Origin of the sequence: Streptomyces sp. R-07 (assembly GCF_049913175.1) — a bacterium.
In the GTDB taxonomy this organism is placed as follows: Bacteria; Actinomycetota; Actinomycetes; order Streptomycetales; family Streptomycetaceae; genus Streptomyces.
The window spans coordinates 5,106,002-5,127,828 of record NZ_CP183978.1 but is presented as its reverse complement, the minus strand read 5'-3'; the positions used below and the strand labels follow the sequence as shown (position 1 = coordinate 5,127,828).

Annotated in this window: 24 protein-coding genes and 1 pseudogene; 4 read left to right on the top strand and 21 right to left on the bottom strand. The window is 70.9% G+C overall.

Annotation, left to right across the window (positions count from 1 at the left end; translation table 11 throughout):
- Positions 1-26 precede the first annotated feature (26 nt).
- The 5 genes from ACN9M0_RS23625 to ACN9M0_RS23605 form a co-directional block, all read right to left on the bottom strand.
- The gene (locus ACN9M0_RS23625; RefSeq protein ID WP_426404154.1) at positions 27-701 is read right to left on the bottom strand and encodes a hypothetical protein; all 675 of its coding nucleotides are present in this window, start codon (positions 699-701) and stop codon (positions 27-29) included.
- A complete protein-coding gene (locus tag ACN9M0_RS23620) occupies positions 698-2,149 on the bottom strand; it encodes an AI-2E family transporter (protein ID WP_366036263.1) in 1,452 nt (483 codons plus the stop codon). The genes ACN9M0_RS23625 and ACN9M0_RS23620 overlap by 4 nt, the downstream gene beginning before the upstream one ends.
- Before the next feature lie 166 nt (positions 2,150-2,315).
- Positions 2,316-3,029, bottom strand: a complete 714-nt coding sequence (locus ACN9M0_RS23615; protein WP_366036262.1) for a transglycosylase SLT domain-containing protein — start codon at positions 3,027-3,029, stop codon at positions 2,316-2,318.
- A gap of 376 nt (positions 3,030-3,405) precedes the next feature.
- Entirely contained in the window at positions 3,406-4,731 is a 1,326-nt protein-coding gene (locus ACN9M0_RS23610; protein WP_366036261.1) for a PhoH family protein, read from the bottom strand.
- 318 nt (positions 4,732-5,049) lie between these two features.
- Positions 5,050-5,811, bottom strand: coding sequence for an isoprenyl transferase (locus tag ACN9M0_RS23605; protein WP_366036260.1), 762 nt, complete (start codon positions 5,809-5,811; stop codon positions 5,050-5,052).
- A gap of 110 nt (positions 5,812-5,921) precedes the next feature.
- Here ACN9M0_RS23605 and mgrA point away from each other — a divergent pair, with 110 nt between their 5' ends.
- Positions 5,922-6,959: an L-glyceraldehyde 3-phosphate reductase gene (mgrA, locus tag ACN9M0_RS23600; RefSeq protein WP_366036259.1), complete on the top strand. Its 1,038-nt coding sequence runs from the start codon at positions 5,922-5,924 to the stop codon at positions 6,957-6,959.
- 363 nt (positions 6,960-7,322) lie between these two features.
- On the opposite strand, the gene ACN9M0_RS23595 is transcribed toward mgrA, so the two are convergent.
- Entirely contained in the window at positions 7,323-8,801 is a 1,479-nt protein-coding gene (locus tag ACN9M0_RS23595) for a DUF2079 domain-containing protein (protein ID WP_426404153.1), read from the bottom strand.
- A gap of 25 nt (positions 8,802-8,826) precedes the next feature.
- Positions 8,827-9,564: a prepilin peptidase gene (locus ACN9M0_RS23590; protein WP_426404152.1), complete on the bottom strand. Its 738-nt coding sequence runs from the start codon at positions 9,562-9,564 to the stop codon at positions 8,827-8,829.
- 40 nt (positions 9,565-9,604) lie between these two features.
- On the opposite strand from ACN9M0_RS23590, the gene ACN9M0_RS23585 reads away from it, so the two are divergent.
- Positions 9,605-9,958, top strand: coding sequence for a DUF192 domain-containing protein (locus tag ACN9M0_RS23585; protein WP_366036256.1), 354 nt, complete (start codon positions 9,605-9,607; stop codon positions 9,956-9,958).
- A 31-nt stretch (positions 9,959-9,989) separates the two neighbouring features.
- Here the strand turns inward: ACN9M0_RS23585 and ACN9M0_RS23580 are convergent, their stop codons facing one another.
- Together ACN9M0_RS23580 and ACN9M0_RS23575 are read right to left on the bottom strand one after the other, a co-directional pair.
- On the bottom strand, positions 9,990-11,099 hold the full coding sequence (locus ACN9M0_RS23580; protein ID WP_426404151.1) for a glycosyltransferase family 39 protein: 1,110 nt from the start codon (positions 11,097-11,099) through the stop codon (positions 9,990-9,992).
- 43 nt (positions 11,100-11,142) lie between these two features.
- On the bottom strand, positions 11,143-11,595 hold the full coding sequence (locus ACN9M0_RS23575; protein WP_426404150.1) for a DUF7674 family protein: 453 nt from the start codon (positions 11,593-11,595) through the stop codon (positions 11,143-11,145).
- Between the two features lie 122 nt (positions 11,596-11,717).
- Here ACN9M0_RS23575 and ACN9M0_RS23570 point away from each other — a divergent pair, with 122 nt between their 5' ends.
- Positions 11,718-12,638, top strand: a complete 921-nt coding sequence (locus tag ACN9M0_RS23570) for a hypothetical protein (protein ID WP_426404149.1) — start codon at positions 11,718-11,720, stop codon at positions 12,636-12,638.
- Positions 12,639-12,711: 73 nt separating this feature from the next.
- Here the strand turns inward: ACN9M0_RS23570 and ACN9M0_RS23565 are convergent, their stop codons facing one another.
- The gene (locus tag ACN9M0_RS23565) at positions 12,712-13,224 is read right to left on the bottom strand and encodes a hypothetical protein (RefSeq protein WP_426404148.1); all 513 of its coding nucleotides are present in this window, start codon (positions 13,222-13,224) and stop codon (positions 12,712-12,714) included.
- Positions 13,221-13,889 (bottom strand): hypothetical protein, encoded by a 669-nt coding sequence (locus ACN9M0_RS23560; protein WP_366036251.1) that lies wholly within the window; start codon positions 13,887-13,889, stop codon positions 13,221-13,223. Before ACN9M0_RS23560 ends, ACN9M0_RS23565 begins: the two co-directional genes overlap by 4 nt.
- A gap of 247 nt (positions 13,890-14,136) precedes the next feature.
- On the opposite strand from ACN9M0_RS23560, the gene ACN9M0_RS23555 reads away from it, so the two are divergent.
- A complete protein-coding gene (locus tag ACN9M0_RS23555) occupies positions 14,137-14,292 on the top strand; it encodes a hypothetical protein (protein WP_366036250.1) in 156 nt (51 codons plus the stop codon).
- Positions 14,293-14,358: 66 nt separating this feature from the next.
- Here the strand turns inward: ACN9M0_RS23555 and ACN9M0_RS23550 are convergent, their stop codons facing one another.
- The 10 genes and pseudogenes from ACN9M0_RS23550 to ACN9M0_RS23505 all read right to left on the bottom strand — a co-directional run bounded on the left by ACN9M0_RS23550 (position 14,359) and on the right by ACN9M0_RS23505 (position 21,825).
- A complete protein-coding gene (locus ACN9M0_RS23550) occupies positions 14,359-14,970 on the bottom strand; it encodes an OmpA family protein (protein WP_426404147.1) in 612 nt (203 codons plus the stop codon).
- 9 nt (positions 14,971-14,979) lie between these two features.
- On the bottom strand, positions 14,980-15,549 hold the full coding sequence (locus tag ACN9M0_RS23545) for a hypothetical protein (protein ID WP_426404146.1): 570 nt from the start codon (positions 15,547-15,549) through the stop codon (positions 14,980-14,982).
- A gap of 14 nt (positions 15,550-15,563) precedes the next feature.
- Positions 15,564-16,196 (bottom strand): annotated as a pseudogene (locus tag ACN9M0_RS23540) (pilus assembly protein TadG-related protein); the annotation flags it as partial.
- Positions 16,197-16,234: 38 nt separating this feature from the next.
- Positions 16,235-16,444 (bottom strand): Flp family type IVb pilin, encoded by a 210-nt coding sequence (locus tag ACN9M0_RS23535; protein ID WP_426404145.1) that lies wholly within the window; start codon positions 16,442-16,444, stop codon positions 16,235-16,237.
- A 197-nt stretch (positions 16,445-16,641) separates the two neighbouring features.
- On the bottom strand, positions 16,642-17,529 hold the full coding sequence (locus tag ACN9M0_RS23530; protein ID WP_366036242.1) for a DUF5936 domain-containing protein: 888 nt from the start codon (positions 17,527-17,529) through the stop codon (positions 16,642-16,644).
- Positions 17,530-17,541: 12 nt separating this feature from the next.
- Entirely contained in the window at positions 17,542-18,489 is a 948-nt protein-coding gene (locus ACN9M0_RS23525; protein ID WP_426404144.1) for a type II secretion system F family protein, read from the bottom strand.
- Positions 18,486-19,829, bottom strand: a complete 1,344-nt coding sequence (locus ACN9M0_RS23520; RefSeq protein WP_366036240.1) for a CpaF family protein — start codon at positions 19,827-19,829, stop codon at positions 18,486-18,488. The genes ACN9M0_RS23525 and ACN9M0_RS23520 overlap by 4 nt, the downstream gene beginning before the upstream one ends.
- Positions 19,826-20,209 carry a TadE/TadG family type IV pilus assembly protein gene (locus ACN9M0_RS23515; protein ID WP_399701228.1) on the bottom strand — a complete coding sequence of 128 codons (384 nt, stop codon included), beginning with the start codon at positions 20,207-20,209 and terminating at the stop codon, positions 19,826-19,828. The genes ACN9M0_RS23520 and ACN9M0_RS23515 overlap by 4 nt, the downstream gene beginning before the upstream one ends.
- Positions 20,206-20,565: a TadE/TadG family type IV pilus assembly protein gene (locus ACN9M0_RS23510; protein WP_366036238.1), complete on the bottom strand. Its 360-nt coding sequence runs from the start codon at positions 20,563-20,565 to the stop codon at positions 20,206-20,208. The genes ACN9M0_RS23515 and ACN9M0_RS23510 overlap by 4 nt, the downstream gene beginning before the upstream one ends.
- Positions 20,566-20,568: 3 nt before the next feature.
- Positions 20,569-21,825 carry an AAA family ATPase gene (locus ACN9M0_RS23505; RefSeq protein ID WP_426404143.1) on the bottom strand — a complete coding sequence of 419 codons (1,257 nt, stop codon included), beginning with the start codon at positions 21,823-21,825 and terminating at the stop codon, positions 20,569-20,571.
- Between the last annotated feature and the right edge of the window lie 2 nt (positions 21,826-21,827).

Genomic DNA, 21,827 nt, shown 5'->3' with positions numbered 1-21,827 from the left:
CCCTTCCGCCGCTTCCGCCGCTTCCGTCACTTCTTGAGTGCCGCCATGAGGGCCAGCATGTCCTGGGCGACCGGGACGTCGATGCCGGAGAGGTCGATCGGCTCGGTGTTCCCGATCTCGTTGCCGTCCGCGTCCGTGCTGTACTGCCGGTAGACGTTCAGCGCGATCTCGACCTGGCCGTCGAGGATCCTGAGGTCCGCGCCCTCGCCGCCGCGGTCGTCGAAGAAGGCCTGCTCCCCGAGACCGCCGATCGGCGTGGTGAGGTCGTAGTACTTCGCCCGCGCCGCGAACTCGGGCCCCGGGTCCGTCACCTTGTGCAGGGTGTACGTGACGGAGGCGCTGTACCCCGACTCCGGCGGGCCGAACGTCATCGAGCAGGACGCCTCGAACACGGCCGGATCGTCCATCTCGGGCCCCACGCCGTCCTCGCTCCGCTTGCCGAGGATCCCGCCGAGCGCCTTGAGCTTCGCCACCTCGCAGAGCTTCACCCCCGAGCGGTACCCGCCGAGGTCCGGCCCCGGTTCCTTCCGCTGCTCGTACGCGTAGAGCCCGCCGCCCCACACCGCCGAGGCGAGCACCGCACCGCCGAGCGCCCACAGCCAGGGGCGCCGCGCCCGGGGCGGGCGCGGCGGCGGGGCCTCGGTGAGCACCTCGGGGGCGTCGAACTCCACGCCGCCCACGAGCTCCGGCTCGGATATCACGCGCGCTCCCCCTCGAGGGCGCCCGGCGCCGGGACCGGTGCCACGGCGAAGGCGGTCGCCCCGCGCGGCTCCGGGGTGCTGCGGAGGGCCTGTTCGGTGGTGTACGCGCGCAGGTAGCCGACGACCGTGTTGGCGACGGCGACCAGGGGGACGGCGACGACGGCGCCGCCGATGCCGGCGGTCAGGCCGCCGGCCGCGACGGCGAGGACGACGGCCAGCGGGTGGACGCGTACGGCCCGGCCGAGGATGAAGGGCTGGAGGACGTGGCCCTCGATCTGCTGCACGGCGAGGACGACGACGAGCACCATCAGGGCGGTGAAGGGCCCGTTGGTGACGACGGCGACGACGACCGCCAGGGCGCCGGAGATGACCGCGCCGACCAGCGGGATGAAGGCGAAGAGGAAGATGAAGACGGCCAGCGGCACCGCCATCGGCACCTCGAGGAACCAGAGCCCGAGGCCGATGAAGACGGCGTCGATCAGGGCGACCAGGACCGTGCCGCGCACATAGGCGGTGAGGGTGCGCCAGGCGCGCGGGCCGGCGCCGGCGACGCCCGGCCGGGCCTGGGCGGGCACCAGCTTGAGCGTCCACTCCCAGACCTTCTTCCCGTCGTAGAGCAGGAAGAGCGTCGAGAACATGGCGAGCAGGATTCCGGTGATCGCCTCGACGACGACGGTGACGCCCTGGAGTCCGACCTGGGTGATCTGTTCGGCGTTGGCGCCGACGGAGTCGCTGAGACTCTTCGCGATGCCGTTGACCTGCTGCTCGGTGACGTGGAAGGGGCTGTTGAGGAGTCCTCGCTTGAGTTCCTCGATGCCGTTCTTGACCTGGTCGGACAGGTTGTCGATGTTGTCCATGACCTGCCAGACCACGAACCAGCCGACCAGGCCCATGATGACGAAGCCGGACACGGCGGTGACGGCCGTGGCGAGCCCGCGGGGCAGGCCCTTGCGGCGCAGCATGGCCACGGTGGGCTGGAGCAGGGCGGTGACGAGGAGCGCGGCGACGAAGGCGAGGACGACCAGCTGTACGGAGCTGATCACCTTCATCAGCACCCAGACCGTGCCGGCGAGGACGAGGAGCCGCCAACCGGCCTCGGCCGCCACGCGCATGCCCCACGGGATGGCGGCGACGGGGTCGGGGCGGGCGGCGACGGCCGGCGCGTACGACGGGGGTGCGGGGACGGAGCGGCCCGGCTCGGCGGAGACGTCCCCCGCCGTGGCGGTCTCGGCCTCCGGGAGGGGCGCGGCGGTGTCCGGGTCGACGGCCGGCCGCGCGGGGACCGCCGGCCGCGCGGGCGGGGCCTCGTGCGGGACGTCGTGGGGGCTCACGTACGGCGGACCGAGCGGATCCTCACGTTCCGCCTCGGCCCGGCGCTCGTCGAGGCGTTCACCCATGCGGCTCAGGCTGTCACCCAGCCGGCCCAGCCACCCTGGCACTCTGGACATCTCTTCCCTCTTCCCCCCGCTCACTCTGCCCCGCCCGCTCCCCCGGGAGCCCGTGGGCCTTCGAACCTACACGCAAGAAGCCCCTCACCGTAGGACGGCGAGGGGCTCTCGGAGGTTGAGCGCACCGGCATCGATGCTCGGGGGTCGCCCCCCGAGATGACGCGGCCTAGTACCAGCGGTTGGCCTGCCAGAACGACCAGGCGCCACACGGGCTGCCGTAGCGGCTGTCCATGTAGTTGAGGCCCCACTTGATCTGGGTGGCGGGGTTGGTCTGCCAGTCGGCGCCGGCCGAGGCCATCTTGTAGCCCGGGAGCGCCTGCACGAGGCCGTAGGCACCCGAAGAGGCGTTGGTCGCGCGGTAGTTCCAGCCGGACTCGTGGTCCACGATGTTGCTGAAGCACGAGAACTGGTCGGACGGCATCATCTGCCGGGCCATCGCCTTGACCTCGGCGATGCTGTAGGAGCCCTGCGCGGCGAAGGACGTGGCGTCGCGGACCGAGGAACGGTTGGCGCGCTCCTCCGCCTCCTTGCGCTCCTTCTCGGCCTTCTCCTTGGCGGCGGCCTCGTCGGCCGCCTCCTTCTTCGCCTCGGCGTCCTTGGCGGCGCGGATGCGGGCCGCTTCCTCCGCGGACTTCTTCGCGGCCGAGTCGGCCGCGGCGGCCTGGACGTCGGCCTGCTCCGAGAGGGACGAGACCTGTACCTGCGCCTGCTCACCCGCGGGGATGTCCGCGAGCAGCGTGGTGTCGGCCGCGGTGGCCTCGAAGTTGTCGTCGGAGGTGGCCTGGGCGGCGTTGCCCGAGGCGACGCCGACAACGGCGCCGACGGTGGTGACCGCAGTGGCCGAAGCCACCGCGAATCCCCGGACCGAGATCCGGCTCACACGGTTTCCTTCCAGCACGCCCGCACAGGTGACCACGCGGGCGAAATCTTGCCCCTGGCACTGGTCTCCGACGTACGGGGTCACAGAAGACACGGGCCCGTGGTGCTGTGGGCGGCATACGGTCAACGGCTGTGGAGTTGTGTGGTGCTTGTGCGCCCAGAGGGTGCACGTGTGCCGTATGCGGGGCCTGACGGAAGCAAGACTCTGCCGGACGGCGACACCGCAAGGCAATTCTGTGCTGCGTGTGAAAGCTCACACCTGGGAAGGCACAGGTGTTTTGGCGGATACGCGGGACAGCAGGGCGCCGCCCGGCTAAGCTCCTGCGCTTCGCCGGGCGGCGCCAACTGCCTTACCCGTACGGACGGGTACGAATCGGTCAGATCTGACCGTCCTCCAGCATCTCCGTCACGAGCGCGGCAATCTGGGAGCGCTCGGAGCGGGTGAGGGTGACGTGGGCGAAGAGCGGATGCCCCTTCAGCTTCTCGACCACGGCGACGACTCCGTCGTACCGGCCGACCCGGAGGTTGTCGCGCTGGGCGACGTCATGGGTCAGCACGACCCGCGAATTCGCCCCGATCCGGGACAGAACGGTCAACAGGACGTTCCGCTCCAGGGACTGGGCCTCGTCCACGATGACGAACGCGTCGTGGAGCGAGCGGCCCCGGATGTGGGTGAGCGGCAGGACCTCCAGCATGCCGCGCCCCAGCACCTCCTCGACGACCTCGCGGCTCGCGACCGAGGACAGCGTGTCGAAGACGGCCTGGGCCCACGGGCTCATCTTCTCGGCCTCGCTGCCCGGCAGGTACCCGAGCTCCTGGCCGCCGACCGCGTACAGCGGACGGAAGACCATCACCTTCTGGTGCTGACGGCGCTCCAGGACCGCCTCCAGGCCCGCGCAGAGCGCGAGCGCGGACTTGCCGGTGCCGGCCCGGCCGCCCATGGAGATGATGCCGACGTCCGGGTCGAGCAGCAGATCGAGCGCGATCCGCTGTTCGGCGCTGCGGCCGTGGAGCCCGAAGGCCTCCCGGTCGCCGCGGACGAGCCGTACGTTCCCCTCGGCGGTCACCCGGCCGAGCGCCTTGCCGCGCTCGGACTGGAGCACCAGGCCCGTGTGGACCGGGAGCTCGGCGGCCTCCGGCACGTACAGCGTGCTCTGCTCGAAGAGCAGATCCACCTGCTCGCCGGAGAGCGCCAGCTCGGACATGCCGGTCCAGCCGTTGTTCTCCGTGATGGCGAGCTCCGCGCGGTACTCCTCGGCGAGGAGCCCGACCGAGGAGGCCTTGATGCGCAGCGGCAGGTCCTTGGAGACGACGGTGACGTCGTACCCCTCCGCCTGGAGGTTGCGCGCGACCGCGAGGATCCGTGAGTCGTTGTCCCCCAACCTGTAGCCGGCGGGCAGGACGCCGGGGTCGGAATGGTTGAGTTCGACACGCAGGGTGCCGCCCAGCTCCCCGACGGGGAGGGGGGCGTCGAGGCGTCCGTACCGGACCCGGAAGTCGTCGAGCAGGCGCAGGGCCTGCCGGGCGAAGTACCCGAGTTCGGGATGGTGCCGCTTGGCCTCCAGCTCCGTCACCACGACGATCGGGAGCACCACCTCGTGCTCCTCGAAGCGCGAGAAGGCGTTGGGGTCGGCCAGCAGGACGCTGGTGTCGAGAACATAGGTGCGCCGGTCGGAAAGGCGGCGCTTCGTGCTGGTCACCACGGAAGGACAGACCCCCTCGGAAGACCCCTGTGAGGTCGGGGTGCGACGGAACCGGTGTCGCTGCGGAATGGGACCGGGTTCAGGCCGCGATGCGCGGGCCGAACCACGGCCCTCCGCTTCTCCCGTACGTGTCCCGCACGGTCGTCCTGGTGCAAGGGGCCTCCCGGGTGGCGGTCTCCGTGCCGCTCACTTCACCAGGGATATGCCCTCGAACACCCCTTGCCATGCCATGGCATATGACGACGTGTTCATGAACACGAGGTGATCGTTTCCGATCGGTTCCGGCGGGGCGATCAGGGCGAGGGGATCAGAAGTCCGTCAGGTGCCGTAGCGCCGGTGCCGCGCCGCGTAGTCCCGCAGCGCGCGCAGGAAGTCGACCTTCCGGAAGGCCGGCCAGTGGACCTCGCAGAAGTAGTACTCGGAGTGGGCGCTCTGCCACAGCATGAATCCGGACAGGCGCTGCTCACCGCTGGTGCGGATGACCAGGTCCGGGTCGGGCTGACCGCGCGTGTAGAGGTGCTCCGAGATGTGCTCGACGTCGACGATCTCGGCGAGCTCCTCGAAGCTCGTCCCCCGGTCCGCGTGCTCCAGGAGCAGCGAGCGGACCGCGTCCGCGATCTCCTGGCGTCCGCCGTAGCCCACGGCGACGTTCACGAGTATCCCCGTGTTGCCGCGGGTGGCCTCCTCGGCCTCCTTCAGCACGGTCTGCGTACGCGCGGGCAGCAGGTCCATCGTGCCGACGTGGTTCACCCGCCAGCGGCCGTCGGCGGCCAGCGCGCGCACGGCGTTCTCGATGATGCCGAGCAGCGGGACGAGCTGCTCCTCGGGGCGGTTCAGGTTGTCCGTGGAGAGCATCCAGAGCGTGACGACCTCGACGTCCGTCTCGGCACACCAGCCGAGCAGCTCCTGGATCTTGTCCGCGCCGGCCTTGTGTCCCTGCTCGGGGGTCCCGCCGGACGCCTTGGCCCAGCGACGGTTCCCGTCGAGGATGACCCCGATGTGCTTGGGCACCTGGGTGTGGTCGAGGCGGCCTTCCACCCGGCGTGCGTAGAGCCCGTACACCAGGTCGCGCAGGTTCACTGTTCTTTACCCCTCCATGAAGTGCCGGCCCCCGAAGCCGCCACACTACTGCGCACGGGCGACGGGCTCCCAGCCCGGGACTGTCACAAGTCCGTGATAAGCAGAGATACGTGACTGATTCCCCCCTGTACCGCGCCTCCGCGGACCGCTACGACGCCATGGAGTACCGCCGCACCGGCCGCAGCGGTCTCAAGCTCCCGGCGATCTCGCTCGGCCTCTGGCACAACTTCGGCGACGACCGCGCGCTCGACTCCCAGCGGGCGATCCTGCGCCGCGCCTTCGACCTCGGCGTCACCCACTTCGACCTGGCGAACAACTACGGGCCGCCGCCCGGCTCCGCCGAGCTGAACTTCGGCAAGCTCTTCGCCCAGGACTTCGCGCCCTACCGCGACGAGCTGATCATCTCCACCAAGGCCGGCTACGAGATGCACCCCGGCCCGTACGGCGAGTGGGGCTCCCGCAAGTACCTGCTGTCCTCGCTCGACGCCTCCCTGAACCGGATGGGCCTCGACTACGTCGACATCTTCTACTCGCACCGCTTCGACCCGCACACCCCGCTCGAAGAGACGATGGGGGCGCTCGCCTCCGCCGTCCAGCAGGGCAAGGCGCTGTACGTCGGCGTCTCCTCGTACAACAGCGAGCAGACCGCCGAGGCCGCGCGGATCCTGCGGGAGATGGGCGTCCGGCCCCTCATCCACCAGCCCTCGTACTCCATGATCAACCGGTGGACCGAGGAGGACGCCCTCCTCGACACCCTGGAGGCGGCCGGCATGGGCTGCATCTCCTTCGTGCCGCTCGCCCAGGGACTGCTCACCAACAAGTACCTGAAGGGCATCCCGGAGGGCTCGCGGGCCACCCAGGGCAAGTCCCTCGACCCGAACCTGCTCTCCGACGAGGTGCTGCGGCGCCTGCGCGGCCTCGCCGACATCGCCGAGCGGCGCGGGCAGTCCCTCGCCCAGCTGGCGCTGTCGTGGGTGCTGCGGGACGAGCGGATGACCTCGGCGCTGATCGGCGCGTCCAGCGTCGCCCAGCTGGAGGAGAACGTGGCCGCGCTCGCGGGCGCTCCGCTGACGGACGAGGAGCTCAAGGAGATCGACTCGTTCGCCGTGGACACCGCCGGCACGAACATCTGGGCCGGCCGGGGCTGACGGTCCTCACGGGAACCAGGACAAGAAAAACGGGCCGGTCCGTGGGGGGGATACGGACCGGCCCGAGGGGGGGTTTCCACCATAACCCTTCGATAGTCGTCTTGCGCGCCACGCGCGCCGAACGAACCGCGTCGGATTCGCCGGATCCCAGGCGGCACAAGGGCTCCGAGGCCCCGTGGCGGGAATGCGCCCCGGCGTGGCGGCGGGGTTCCGTCCCTCCGAAGAGGGACCGGCCCGCAGGATCACGGCGTTGACGCGACGGCGCCCGCGCGGGGTCCCGAGGAACGGCTTTTCGGCAGGTCAGCCACCGGGCGGAAGGCCTTTCTGCGGTTCCGTTGCCGGACGGAGGGCCTCTCGGCAGGGTCAGCCGCCGGATCGCCGGCGCAGCAGGGTGATGCCGTCCCGCCGGGCGACGATCTCGTAGCCGTACGTACGGGTCGCGGCCTCCAGCTCGGCCCGCTGCCGCTCCAGTGGGTAGGGCCAGTGCCCCGAGGGATACGGCCAGGCCTCGGGCGCCCGCTCGTCGTGGACGATCCACGCGGCGGTCGGCGCCGGGATGCGCGGGATGTCGTGGCGGTAGAGCTCGCCGCCCACCGGGAACGTCGGGAAGAGGACGACCGTGCAGCGCGCGGTCAGCTGCGGCGCGAGCCGGTTGGAGGCGGCGACGGTCGCCCCGTCGGGGATGCGGGCGAGCAGCGCGCGGGCCGCCTCGACGTGCGGCGTGGTGCGCCAGGTGGCCCGCTGGGCGAGCTGGGCCAGCGGGAAGGACGGGAGCAGGACGGCGGTCACGACGAGGACGGTCGCGAGCACGGCCCGCAGCTCACGCCTGGACTTGTCACTGAGGACATCGACGAGGCCGGCGAAGACGACCGGCATGAGGATCGCGCTGTAGTGGAAGGCCGTGCCCCAGTGGAAGCCGTTCTCGGAGAGCAGGCGCCAGCCGAGGGTGGGGACGGCGATCAGGGCGAGCGGTGAGCGGAGCGCGAGCAGCGCGGACGGGGCGAAGACCAGGATCAGCGTGACCGCCTTGACCTCGGGGCGGAACACGTCGAGCGGGGCGTGGGCGAGGGTGGAGAACAGGGAGCCCTGCGCGTCGGCGAGGTTGCCGCCGTGGGCGTAGCCACCGCCGGGGTTGAAGGCCGGCAACAGGACCTCGACCTCCAGGAGCGAGCCGAGGACGCCCGCCGCCGCGACGGCGAGGCCGAGGCGGCGGGGGCCCTTGAGGGCGATGTACACGCCGACGGCGGCGAGGGTGAAGCCCAGGTCCTCCTTGACGAGCAGGAGCGGCGCCGCCCAGGCGACGGCCGGCCGCCAGCGCCGCCGGGCGAGCGCCTCCAGGGAGAAGGAGAGCAGCGGGACGGCGAGCGCGACCTCGTGGAAGTCGAAGGCGGCGGCGGAGGCGATCCCCCAGCTCAGCCCGTACCCGGCGGCGACGGTGTGCGCGGCGGCCGGGCCGAGGACGGCACCGGCGCGGCGGGCGAGGGGGACGACGGCGAGGGCGAGCAGCGCGGACTGGGCGAGGAGCAGGCAGAGCGGGGAGGGCCAGAGCCGGTAGAGAGGAGCGAGGACGGCGAGCAGGGGGTGGAAGTGGTCGCCGAGGAGGTTGAAGCCCTCGCCGCGCAAGGGGGCGACGGGTGCGCGGAGTTCGGCGTAGGCGCGGACGGCCTGCTCGAAGATGCCGAGGTCGTAGCCGGTGGTGCGCAGGAGCTGGTGGCGGCGCACGGCGACGGTCGCGTAGAGGAGGAAGAGCCCGGCGGCCCAGATCCAGGGGATGAGGGACGAGCGGGTCGGGGGCGCGGGCGCCATGCCCTTTACGGGCGGTTCGCTCGTAGTTGTCAGCATGTGCGGCGATGCTAGGCGCGGGTCTTCAGGGCACGGCGGTGAACGCGCCGAAGAGGAGGCCGAGCAGTCCGCCGCTGAGCATGAAGGGGCCGAAGGGGATCGCCGAGGAACGGTCGGCCCGCCGCAGCAGGACGAGACCGAGCCCGTACACCGCGCCGAACAGGAACCCCGCGAAGGCCCCGGCGAAGAGCACGCCCCAGCCGTACCAGCCGAGCGCGGCGCCCAGCGGCACCGCCAGCTTCACGTCGCCGCGACCGAGCCCGCTCGGGTTGATCGCGTACAGCACCAGATAGGCCCCGCCGAGGGCGAGCGCGCCGAGCAGCGCGTGGAGCCAGGAACCGGCGTCGTACGGGAGGAGTTCGGCGCCGCCGAGGAGCAGCGGGACGGCGACGGCCAGCGACAGGGTCAGCACGTCCGGCAGCCGGTGCACGCGCGCGTCGACGCAGGCGAGGAGAACGGCGAAGGGCGCGCAGAGCAGCCAGACCGCGAGCTCGGGCCGGGGCCCGCCGGTGGCGGCGGCGAGCGCGGCACAGACCAGGGCGGTGAGCAGCGGCGCGACGAGCGGGCTCGCGGCGGTCGCGCAGGCCAGCCGCCCGGGGCCGCCGAGCCAGCCGCGCCCGGGCCCGACGAGCACGTGCCCGGCGGGGCAGCGGTCCCGCCACCGCTCCTCCGGCTCCACCGAGAGCCGGTACGCGGCCCGGGGCACGAGCAGCCCGACGGCGGCCCCCCACAGGGCGGCGACGGCGATCAAGGTGACGTACACGGAGGAGACCCTAGGCGCCCGGGCCGCTACGGTCTGCCGCATGGGGAAATGGGTGGACGGGACGGGGACGTTGGCCGTGTCCGGCGGGGCGGAGGTCCCCCTGGAGGTGGCGGCCTCGTACCGGGCGCGGCGACGGGGCCTCCTCGGCCGGGACGGGATCGCGGGGGCGCTGCTCATCGTCCGGACGAACAGCGTGCACACCTTCGGCATGCGGATCCCGATCGACGTGGCCTACCTGGACGGCTCGTTCACGGTCCGGTCCGTGGTCACGATGCGGCCGGGCCGGCTCGGCATGATCCGGCCGCGCGGCCGGCACGTCCTGGAGGCGGAGGCGGGCGCGATGGCGGGGTGGGGGCTGAAGCCTGGGGTACGCGTGCGCGTGGACGTGGAATAGGGGGTACGCGTGCGCGTGTCCTGCGGACAGGTCACGGCGGGCCCGAGCCGAGAAGCGTGAACGCCCCGTAGACGGCGGAGGCGAGCGCGAGGCCGGCGAGGACCGGCACGGCGGTGCGGGTCCTGACCCGCGCGAGGGCCACGGCGGGCGGGAGCAGCAGCCCGAACGCGGGCATCATCAGGCGCGGCCGGGAGCCGAAGTAGGCGGCGCCGACGAGGGAGACGAACACGACGCCGATCGTGTAGACGAGCACCGGCAGCGGCTGCCGCTGCCGTACGCACAGCGCGACCAGCCAGCCGAGCAGCCCGAGCGCCGCGCACAGGCCGAGGGCGGCGGGCCACGGCAGGCCCGCGATGAACAGGGCGAGGGCGACACCGCCGTCGATGGAGTTGCCCCAGGCGGCCTGGACATCGAAGTAGGCGGTCGCACCGCCCTCGCGGACCCCGACGTAGGCGACGTACGCGAGCCAGCCCAGCGGGGCGACGAGCACGCCCGCGACGGTGGACCAGGGCAGCCTTCTGTCCCGTACGAGCGCGACGAGGGCCGTGATCCCGAGGGCGGCGATCAGCGCGGCGGCCGTCGGCCGGGTGAGCCCGGCGGCCGCGCACAGGACACCGGCGAGGATCCAGCGCCCGCGCAGCACCGCGTACAGCGACCAGGCGGCGAGGGCGGTGAAGAGCGTCTCCGTGTACGCCATCGACTGCACGAAGGCGGTCGGGTAGACGCCCCAGAGGACGGCGAGCAACACGCCGGCGCGCGCCCCGAAGGCCTGCTCGCCGCACTTGAAGATGCCCCAGGCGGCAACGACTCCGGCGGTCCAGGACACACACAGCCCGGCGGTGGCCGCGTCGACGGGGAGAACGGCGGAGAGGCCGCGCTCCAGGGCCGGGAGGAGCGGGAAGAAGGCCAGGTCGGGGTGGACGTCGCCGTTCGGCAGGGTGGCCTCGTACCCGTAGCCGTGCTCGGCGATCCGCACGTACCAGACGGAGTCCCAGCGTCCCTTGAGCCGGTGCAGCCCGTCCTCGCCGGTCGCGGCGGCGGCGACCGCGAGGACGACGAGGCCGACGATCCGGGTGGCGGCGTAGCCGCCGAGAGCGACGAGGGTGGGGTTGACGGCGCGGTCGGACCTGGTCAGGGACATGCGCCCGATTATCCCGGCGCCGCCCGGGGCTCAGCCGAGGGGCTCAGCCGAGGGGCCTTATGCGGACGAACTTCGCGGACATGACGGGACCCAGCTGGTCGACGATGGCGTGCCCGGGCTCCTGCGGCGAGGGCAGGTCGCCGAGGAAGGAGGTGACGATGACCTCGTCGATGCCGAGGACCCCGCGCGCGCTCTGCTCCTCCAGGAAGTCGAGCGTGCGGCGCCAGTCGGCGGCGGCCGGGGCCTCGCCGAGGAAGGAACGGACGGTGTGCTGGACGACGTCCCAGAAGAAGACGTGCGGCAGGACACCGCCCTGATGGGAGACATGGGTCTCGTAGGCACCCTGGAACTCGGGGATCCGGGTGACGAGGTCGCTGACCAGTTGCACGCTGGAGGTCGCGTGCGGGGTCGGGGTCGGGGTCAGGTTCGGGGTCGGGTTCGGGGTCGGGGTGAGGTTCGGGGTCAGGTTCGGGGTCGCGTTCGAGGTCGCCGCCATCTCCCCAGAATGCTCCCGCCGGACGCATACGTCTCGCCATATTTACGCTTTCCTGGCGACGTCTTTCGCCGGGTTTTCCACAGGGGGTGCGAAGTGTCCCTCTTCCGTGGATCGTTGGGCGTATGTACGAGTTGGCGATCCTCGCCAGGGGCGGGGTCCTTCTGACGGTCTGGGCGGCCGCGGCGGGCTGGCCGCCGGGCCGGCTGGCCGGACGGCTGCGCCGCGACGGCTGGCAGCGGATCTGCCGGGGCGCCTGGGCGGCCCCGGGGAGGGAGGTGGACTGGCTGCTGAAGGCGGCGGCCCTCCAGTTCCTGCGCCCGGAGGTGGTGTGCAGCCACGGGACGGCGGCGCGGCTGCACCGCATCGAGGCGCTCGGAGCGGCGGGCCCGGCCGGCGTCCTGGAGTTCACGGCACCGAGAGCATCCCGTTCGGGGCGCGCCGAAGGCATACGGATCCACGGCACGACCTTCCTGACGTCCCGGGACCGGTCGACACGGCGGGGGCTGCGGACGACGACCCCGGCGCGGACGGTCGGCGACCTGATACGGACCTGCGGCAGCCGGGAGGAGGCGGTGACCGTCGCGGACTCGGCGCTCGCGCGGAGGGTGGTCGACGGCGTACGGCGCGAGGCGCTCGTCCGCTACGAGGAGCTGGCCGCCGAACTCTCGGCACCCCGCAGGGGAGCGGCCCGCGCCCGGACCTGGCTGCGCCTGACCGAAGCGGCGTCGGGCTCCCCGGCGGAGACGGTGGCGAGGCTCCGGATGGGCGACACGGGCCTGTCTCCCGAGTCCCAGCCGACCCTGCTCACCGCGACCGGGCGGCCCCTGCGCCCGGACTTCCTCTTCCGGGCGGCGGGCCTGGCGGTGGAGATCGAGGGCCACGCCTTCCACGGCACCCGCCGGGCCCACGAACGGGACGTCGCCCGCTTCAACGCACTGCAGTCCTGCCCGGAGATCCGCCGCGTGCTGCGCTTCACGGCACGGGAGGTGTTCCAGCATCCGGAGCGGATGGTGGCGACGATCCGGGTGGCGCTGAGTCTCTGACACCTGACTCGGCGTACCTCAGTGAGGGCACAGGGGTCACCCAGCCGGTCGGGCGACCCCCGCGATGCCGTTGTCAGACTTTGCTGACTCGCCAGGCGATCATGCCCGTTGAGCCTGCCCTTCCTGTCACATTGACAAGCAGGTCAGAGGAGCCCGGGAAGCGCACAAACGCCATGGACTGATCGCAAGGAATGACCTTGGACGGCGTGCCTGTGGGAGGTGTGAAGGAGACTTCCACCTCTCCGCTGCCCGCACACACAACGGCGAGCTTGTATGCGGTCCCCTTGTCCAGCCCGGCCTGCGTGTGCACTCCGTCCCGGACACGCTCCTCCCCCGATGCGACAAGGCCCTTGCTGTCGGGGTCGGTTGCGTCCAGAGCCGCCTTCGCCTGGGCGCCGAGCTTCTGCTCCTCCGCTTGCGCGGAGGACGACACGTCACTGGGAGAGGAGGTGGGAGCCGACGACCGGGGCCGCTCGGGCTGGTGCGACGCATGACCGGACGTGCATGCCGCGAGGAGGAGGCCTGCGGCCAGAGCGGACCCAGCCAGCCAGGCCCGGTGGGATGACATGGCGCCGTTGGTCGTCACGAGGAAGTCTCCCAGTACTTCCATCCCGTGGAATTCGTAGGAAGCTTCGCCGTTCCGGACTTGATCTTGACGGTCCCACAGCCGTCACTGCTGGTGCTGTATTTCGCCCAAGAAACGTTGTATCCCCAGGAGCCGTACTGGAGGTGGCCGTACTTGTTCTTGGTGACGTCGTGGGTGTATTGATGACCAACCGCGATGGCGAAACTCCCTCCGATGGTCGCGCTCACGCTGACCTTCGCCTTCGCCACAATTATCTTTCCCTCCGCCTCGGTTCCTCCCGTTATGGAGGCCGAGATGGTGCCCGTCTTGGTAACGCTGACGTTCATGGTCCCGCCCGGACCGTCCTTGTACTCCGTGCCGGACCACCAGGACGGTATGAAATACGCGGACTTCCCCGTGATGGCGTACCAGGTGGTGTGAGGATTGTCGCAGCGGAGCGGGCCGTTGTGCGGATCTTCCGTGACCGGCGTCTCGACGCTGTCGTCCGCCGGTCCGTCATTCGTGTCCACGGCGGCAGAGTTTCCCGGGGTGTCCCCGATGTCCGCGGTCTGGACGGTCAGTGGTGCCGTGTCCCCGCTGTCCGCTGCGGCCGGTCCTGCCGCGGCGACGCACAACAGTAGAGCTGCCGAAGATCTCATCAGCGTCTTACGTGTGTAGATACCCATGAGGTACCTCTCTTCAGGATCGCCCCCCGGCGATCAAGTGTCTGAAGAGTAAGCCCCAGACATTTGCACCTCCAGTAGTCGATCAACGATCTGATCAACATTTGAGGTTGGGCGCAGATGAAGTTCACTCAAGGCCGGGCAGTGAGCCCGGGAGCAGCCGGGAAAACGGGGACGGGACACGGCCCGACCGGGCCGCCGGCTGAGTCATGGAATTCTGCTGCTCGACAGCGAGGGCCTGCCGAAGGCCGTGAACGCCGACCCTCAGGCCACCGCCTCCATCAAGGCGGCCCAGGCCAAAGACCTGCTCGTGGCCGTGAGCAACCTGACGCTCATCGAGGCGCGGCACTCCAGGATCCACATGCTCAAGCTCTGTGGAAACAGAACGCACGTCGAGGGCCTCTGAGGCACGACGCCGACCGGGCCGGTCCGCGAGAGAGTCGCGGAGCGGCCCATTGCTCGTGCGTCGCTGTCAGTGCGTGGTGCGGGGGAAGGAGATCTCTACGCGCCGGTTCTTCTTCCGGCCCTCTTCGGTGCCGTTGTCGGCGATCGGGTAGTCCTCGCTGTACCCGCGGATGTCGAAACTCGTCCCCGGGTCGAGGGACCGCGCGAGCACCTGCTGCACGGCCACGGCCCGCTCCTTCGACAGCTTGAGCCCGTGCTCGTACGTCCCGAGGTTGTCGGTGAACCCGAACACCCGGACCCGCCCGGACCCCATCTTGTCGATCTCGGCGGCGATGGCCGCGATGCGGGCGGTGGCGGCGGGCGAGAGCTTGGCGCTGTTCTTGGGGAACAGCACCTCGGCCTGCAGCGCGAACGTCACGTCCACGTTGGTGTCCTGTCGGCGCTCCTGCCCGCCCTCCTCCTCGACGATCTGCTTGATGTCGAGGACCTTGGCGGGGGCGAGGGTGGCGCCGTCGGGCAGCATCAGATTCGGCGAGCGCGCGTCGATGACGGGCGCGGGCGAGGCGGTGCCGGCGGAGCCGGGGGCGTCGTCGGCGTAGGCGCCGGGCACGGCGAACGGCCCCAGGGCCACGGAGACGAGCAGGAGGGCGGCGAGGCGGCGGTTGGTGGTCGTCGTCATGGCGTCGCCTCAGGAGAGTTTGAGGGTGGCGGGTTCGAAGGTGGGGAGCTGGAAACTTACTTCGGTGGTGTTGGCGGGGGGTGCGGGGAATTGCATGAAGACGTCGACAGCCTCGCCTGCCTGGAGAATGGAGAGCGCAGAGGTGGTGAGGGGTCGCCCGTCCGTGTCACGCAGGACGTAGTACCTCTTCTTCCCTACGGAGTCAACGAGCGTGGCCCCGCCCAGAGAATTGCCGTGCTTCACGACCTCGGTTTCGTCCCCACTCGCCTGGGCGGGAATGATGCTCGCCGCGTCAGAGGTGTTCTTCAACTGCCCCTTGACAGTCAGGAATCCACCCAGATCCCGCTCTGCCGAGTTGACAGACAGCTCCAGACCCTTCTGCCCCTTGACGACAGCCAATGTCTCCGTCGACTCAACGGGTTGGGAACCCTGTTTAGGGCCGCCCTTCTGAGGTGCAGATGCCGTGGGCGACGGCTTCTCTGCCTTCGGCTTCTCCTCGGCTCCGCAGCCAACCGCAAGGAGAGCCAGCGACGCAACCGCGAAGGAGGCCAATCCCCTTTGTGCGTGGCGAACGTTCATGAAGCGTGCTTCCTTTACTCGTCGTCGCTGGTCAGTCGAACAGTAAAGAGTTCGGTTGCACTTGGCAGAGTCGGGTCATCGGGATCGATCGTCCAGGCATCGTCGTCGCAGGTCAGCCCTAGAATCGGCTGTTTCTCCGGATCCGGCTCATCGTCCGATTCCGTGGGATCGGGAGCCGGTGTGGACCCCTCCTGCGTCGGTACTTCTGGAGCCTCGTAGGTGCACTTAGGCTCGATCACCGCTGTCGCGGACGCGGTGGCATGCCGGGACTCCGTGCCTGGGACAACCGAACTACCGACGGTTCCCGTGGTTCGCACCGTTACAGTGAAGCCCTCGCGCCCCGCAGGAAGCTGCATGCAACCGTCACCCGGGATCTGGGCACCATTCCTGGCGGCAAAGACATTCGCCTGCTCGCACGCTGAGGAGGCGAAGTATTTCTTCCCCTCAAGGAACCCGGACCATTGCGACGGCACCAGAATCACGCCGAGCCACCCCTCACGCAGTTGGTCCCGAGCATCCTGCGCAGCTGCAAGCGCGGCCGCATCCGCAGCGGTTTGGGCGCTGCTGCGCGTTGCGGCGGCCTGCCCCACCGCGAAGTAGACAAGGGCTAGAAACAGCAAACCTGCGATTGCGGCTATGTAGACGGGGAACGCCTGTCCCCCATCACCCCACTGGCTGCGACGGCCTACTTCCCCGTCAGGTCTGCGATCTTCTGCGTAATGGCGTTTTTGATCGACTGGCCGATGTCCGTGCCGGTGATCGCCACCACGATCGCCACCACCACCACGATGATCCCCAGGTACTCCACCGCCGTCTGGCCGCGGTCCCCCCGCAGCAGTCGGCTGGTCACTCCTACCTTGGCCTTCGTCAAGACCCTCAGCATCGCGTCGTTCATCGTGGTCCCCTCCGCGTTCGGACGCCTGCGTTCGGGCACGGTACGCCGACGGGTGGGTCGGCGGACAGGGCCCGGTCATCGGGTGGGCCTGGTGGAGCGCGATCAGGTCCATCGACTCCACCCCCTCACACTCAGTCCGCACTCTGGCACATCGAGTTGCGCACGCGAAGGTGTTTCCCTCGAATATGTCACCGCCCTCACTCGCCCGTCACCGACCCGAAGTCCGTTCCCGTGCCCAGGAACAGGCCCGCTCCGAGGAGGATCATCGTCGCGGGGACCATCAGGGTCGTGATCACCATCGTGGCCTTCGGGACGGCCTTCGCGGCCTTGCGGCGGGCGTTCTGGGCGTCCGTGCGCCGCATGTCGTTGGCGATCTGGATCAGCGTGTCCACGATCGGCGCGCCCAGCTCCTCCCCCTGCTGGAGCGCCGTGACGAACTGGGCCACCTGTTCCGAGTCGTTGCGCCGGCGCAGTTCGTCGAAGGCCTGGCGGCGGCTGACGCCCATGTCCATCTGCCGGAGTGTGATGCGGAGTTCGTCGGACCACGGGCCCTCGTACTTCTCCGACACGCGTTCCAGGGCCTGGCGGAAGCCGAGGCCCGCCGAGACCACCACGGCCAGGACGTCGAGGAAGTCCGGCAGGGTCCGTTCGATCTGGTCCTTGCGGATCCGGACCGCCGACCAGATCCCGACCTCCGTCCAGAACGCGCCGAAGGCCAGGAGCAGCAGGGCCGTCACGTACGAGCCCTTGCTCAGCATCACCAGGCCGCCGAGGCCGCCGAGGCCGCCGTACACCGCCCGCCTCGCCCCGTACCTGTCGATCGTCAGGCCTCCGGGGTTTCCGGCGAGGTCGATGCGGCGGCGGACGGCGTTCACGCGCTTCGGGCCCATGAGGCGGAGGACCGCCGGGGACCAGCGCATGCCGAGGCGGTCGACCGCGGAATCGACGGCTCCCGTGCGGGTCGCGCCGACCTCCAGGGCCAGCTTCAGGTCGTCGGGGAGCCGGGCGTCGGCGCGGTACAGGCGGAGGCCGTACGCGAAGCCCGTGACGGCGAGGCCCGCGAGGAGGGCGAGGAGGAGGTCCATGGCGCGCCCGTCCTATACGTCGATCTTCGAGAAGCGGCGAATGGCGGCGAAGCCCACCACGTACAGGGCGAACGCCGCCACAACGGCGAACTGCCCGATGCCCGACGCCGTCATCCGGTCCAGGGCGCCCGGCTGCATGTTGTCGATGAGGAGCAGGGAGCCGACGCCGATGACCGGGACGGAGTAGGCGGTCATGCTGACCTGGGAGAGCTGGGTGCGGACCTCGCGCCGGGTCTCCTTGCGTTCCTCCAGGGTCTCGGTGAGGTTGCGCAGGGAGGAGACGACGGTGCCTCCGGCCCGGTTGGCGAGGACGAGGGTGGTGACGAGGACGACGAGTTCGCGGGAGGGGAGGCGTTCGGCGAGTTCGCCGAGGGCGTCGTCGAGGGAGGTGCCGACGGCCAGCTGCTGGGCCACCTTCTCCAGTTCGTCCCCGGCCGGGGCCTCCATCTCGTCGGCGGCGAGGCTGAGGGCCATCCGGAGGGCGAGTCCGGCCTGGGTGGCGTTGGCCAGGATGCGGGAGAGTTCGGGGAGTTGGTTGATGAACTTCTCGATGCGCTTCTGGCGTTGCCAGTTGAGGTAGCCGAGGGCGACCCAGATGCCCAGGAGTCCGCAGATCGGGCCGAAGAACGGGGACAGCGCGGCTTGTCCGACCACCCACAGGACCGCCACGGTCGCGGCAAGCGCGACGGTGAACTCGCCCGGTGTGACATCGAGTCCCGTCGCCGCGATCCGCAGTTCCAGTCTCCGGCCGAGGGCGGTCTTCCGTACCCGCCGGTCGACGCCCCGGAAGCGGCGTCTGCGGCGGCCGGTGGTCTCGGGTTCGCCGGTCTCGTCGAGCCGGGCGACGAGGGCGGCGTGCCGGCGGGCCCCGCTCGCGTACAGCTGGACGCCGGTGACGCCGAGCACGGCGGCGAGCAGCGTCACGCCCACCGTCAGCCAGAAGGGGTCCGTCAGCATCATTCCGCCTCTCGGGTGGCCAGGTGGGCGTCGGTCGCGGCCACGCCGAAGGCCTGCGGGATGGGCTGGCCGGCCAGGTAGAGGCGTTCGGCGACGCGCCGGGGCAGCGGGTGGTACGTGAACCGCCCGTACACCCGGCCGTCGGCGGCGACCGGCTGGGCGTGGAAGCGGCAGACCGTGGCGAGCAGGAACCGTTCACGGCCGTGCGAGGCGAGGACGGAGATCTCGGTGATGCGGCGGGTGCCGTCGGGGTGCCGGGTGAGCTGGACGAGGACGTCGACCGCGCTGTTGATCTGGTCGCGGAGCGCTTCGAAGGGCACCTTGACCTCCGACATGGAGGCGAGGGTCTGGAGGCGCATCAGGGCGTCCTCCGCCGAGTTGGCGTGGACGGTGGCGAGCGAGCCGTCGTGGCCGGTGGACATGGCCTGGAGCATGTCGAGCGTCTCGCCGCCGCGGACCTCTCCGACGATGATCCGGTCGGGGCGCATGCGCAGGGAGTTGCGGACGAGGTCGCGGATGGAGATGGCGCCGCGGCCCTCGATGTTCGGCGGGCGGGCCTCCAGGCGGATGACGTGGGACTGCTGGAGCTGGAGCTCGGCCGAGTCCTCGATGGTGATGATCCGCTCGCCGTCCGGGACGAGGCCGGAGAGGGCGTTGAGGAGGGTCGTCTTCCCGGTGCCGGTGGCTCCCGAGACGATCAGGTTGAACTTGGCCTGCACGAGCCCGGACAGCAGGAGCAGCATCTGCTCGTCGAGGGAGCCGAGGCCGATCATCTCGTGGAGCGTGTAGGCGCGGGGGAAGCGGCGGATGGTGAGCGTCGCGCCCGTGAGGGAGAGCGGCGGGATGATCACGTTGACGCGCTCGCCGGAGGGGAGCCGGGCGTCGACCATCGGGTTCGACTCGTCGACGCGGCGGTTGACGGTCGACACGATCCGCTCGATGGTCTGCATCAGCTGGTCGTGGGAGGCGAAGCGGAGCGGGAGCAGTTCGACCCGTCCGGCGCGCTCGATGAAGATCTGGTCGGGGCCGTTGACCATGATCTCGGTGATGGACGCGTCTTCGAGGAGCGGTTCGAGCACGCCGAGCCCGAGGGCCTCGTCGACGACCCGGCGGATCAGCTGGGCCCGCTCGGCGGTGGAGAGGACCGGGCCCTCGCGGCTGATGATGTGCCCGAGGACGCGCTCCAGGCGGGCGCGTCGCTCGGCCGCCGCCAGCGCTGACATCTCGGTGAGGTCGATCTCCTCCAGGAGCTTGGCCCGGAAGGCGGCGACGAGGTGGCCGTCCTCCCGTCCGGCGGGGCCGTTCTTCTCCTCGGGTGCGTTGATGCGGGCACGCAGGCTCATGGCCGGTCCTCCTCGTCGGGCATCGGCATGGTGGCGGTCTTGGTGACGGGATCGAAGTCCCAGAAGGGGACGACGGAGGGGATGTGGACGGTGACGGTGACGGTGGCCTCCCCGTCTCCCCGGGTCGGCACGGCCTTGGGGTTGATCCAGCCGCTCACGGCCGCGCTGGCCGCCGTCTGAGGGTCGAGCGGGTTCTCGTCGTCGGTGGTCATGGCCCGTGCCGCCGCCCGCGCCGCCGTCCCCGCCTGCTGGGCGGCGTACGCGGCGATGCCGAGCTGGAGGCCCGCCATGCCGACGAGGAGCAGGATGGGCAGGAAGCCCAGGTACTCGATGGCGGCCTGGCCCCGGTCGCGAGCCTTCGTTCGCGGTTGTTCGCTCATGGTGTGGGGACCTCCGAGATCACGCCCGCCTTGCCCCGTACCGTGAACAGACCACCGAACCCCGGGACGAGGACGGGGACCTTGACGTCCACCACCGCGGTCGCCATGCCTCCGCTCGTGGAGCAGCTGGGCTCGGCCGTCCAGGCCCCGTCCAGGTGCCGCCTCGCCGCCTCTCCGCAGTCGTCGCCGACGGCATAGGCACGCGCCGCCTCGTCCGCCGCGTTGCCCGCCAGCGTGTACGTGTAGCCGACCAGGACGACCTGCCAGAGCAGGGCCAGAGTGAGCAGGATCAGCGGCACCATGCCCAGGAACTCCACCGCCACCTGCCCCCTGTCGTCGTCCCGGATCGCCCGCATCGTTCAGCGTCCTCCGGTGCGGCGCCGGAGGCCGAGGGAGCCCCGGTCGCCGGTGCGGGCGAGCTGCTTGCCGGTTTCGCGCGGGGCCGGGGCTCCGACCAGGCCGAGTTCGCCGGCGAGGGCCCACAGCGCCTGCTTGACGGTCGACCTGGCGTCGAGTTCGTGGAGGCGGCCCGCGTCGACGACGGCCTGGAGCTCCTTGAAGTTGGCGGGGACGGCGACGCCCGCCGTGCGGGTGCCGGTGATCTTCTGGACGAGGGGTGGCTGGATCTCGGTGGAGCGGTGGTGGCGGTTGACGAGGGTGACGGTCTCCTCGGCCTTGCGGACCTGGAGCCGTTCCCACATCCGTACGGTCCGTTTGGCGGCCCGGACCGCGACGACGTCCGGGGTGGTGACGAGGAGGGCGGTGTCGGCCATCTCGATCGCGGCGGCGTTGGCGCTGTCGAGGCGGGAGCCGCAGTCGAGGACGACGACCTCGTGCCGGCCGCGCAGGGCGCTGACGACCTGGCGGGCGGCGCGGTCGGTGACCTCCTCGCCGCGCTCGCCCTCCGCCGGGGCGAGGAGCAGCGAGAGGCCGGTCTCGTGGACGTACACGGCGTCCTGGAGGACGCGGGGCGAGATGTCGGCGATGGTGGCGAGGTCGGCGACGGAACGGCGGAACTGGACGTCGAGGTAGGAGGCGATGTCGCCGCTCTGGAGGTCCATGTCGACGAGGGCGACGGTCCGCCCGGAGGCGCGGGCGGCGAGGGCGAGGTGGACGGCGGTGACGGTGGCGCCGACGCCGCCCTTGGCGCCGCTGACGGTGACGACGGTGCCGCCGGGGCCGGTGAACTGGTCGGGTCCCGCGCCGAGGTGGCGGCGGACGCCGAGGGACCACTGGGCGGCGGCCTGGACGCGGCTGGCGAGTTCCTCGTAGCCGAGGGGGAGGGTGACGAGGCCGCGGGCGCCGGAGTCCATGGCGGCGGAGAAGAGGACGGGGCTGGCGTCGGCGGTGATGAGGACGACGCCGACGGCGGGGAAGCGGAGGGCGACCTCGCGGACGAGTTCGAGCGCGGGGACGGGTCCGATCCGCTCGTGGACGAGGACGACCTCGGGGAGTTCGTCGAGGGAGGCGGCGGCGAGGCGGGCGAGGGTGTCGACGAGCTGGGTGGAGTCGGTGACCGGCTGGGCGGGTTCGGCGTCGGGGAGCTGGCTGAGCAGCGTACTGACGGACCGGGCCGCGTCGGGGTCGCCGACGGCCGGCAGGATCCTGGTGGTCATAC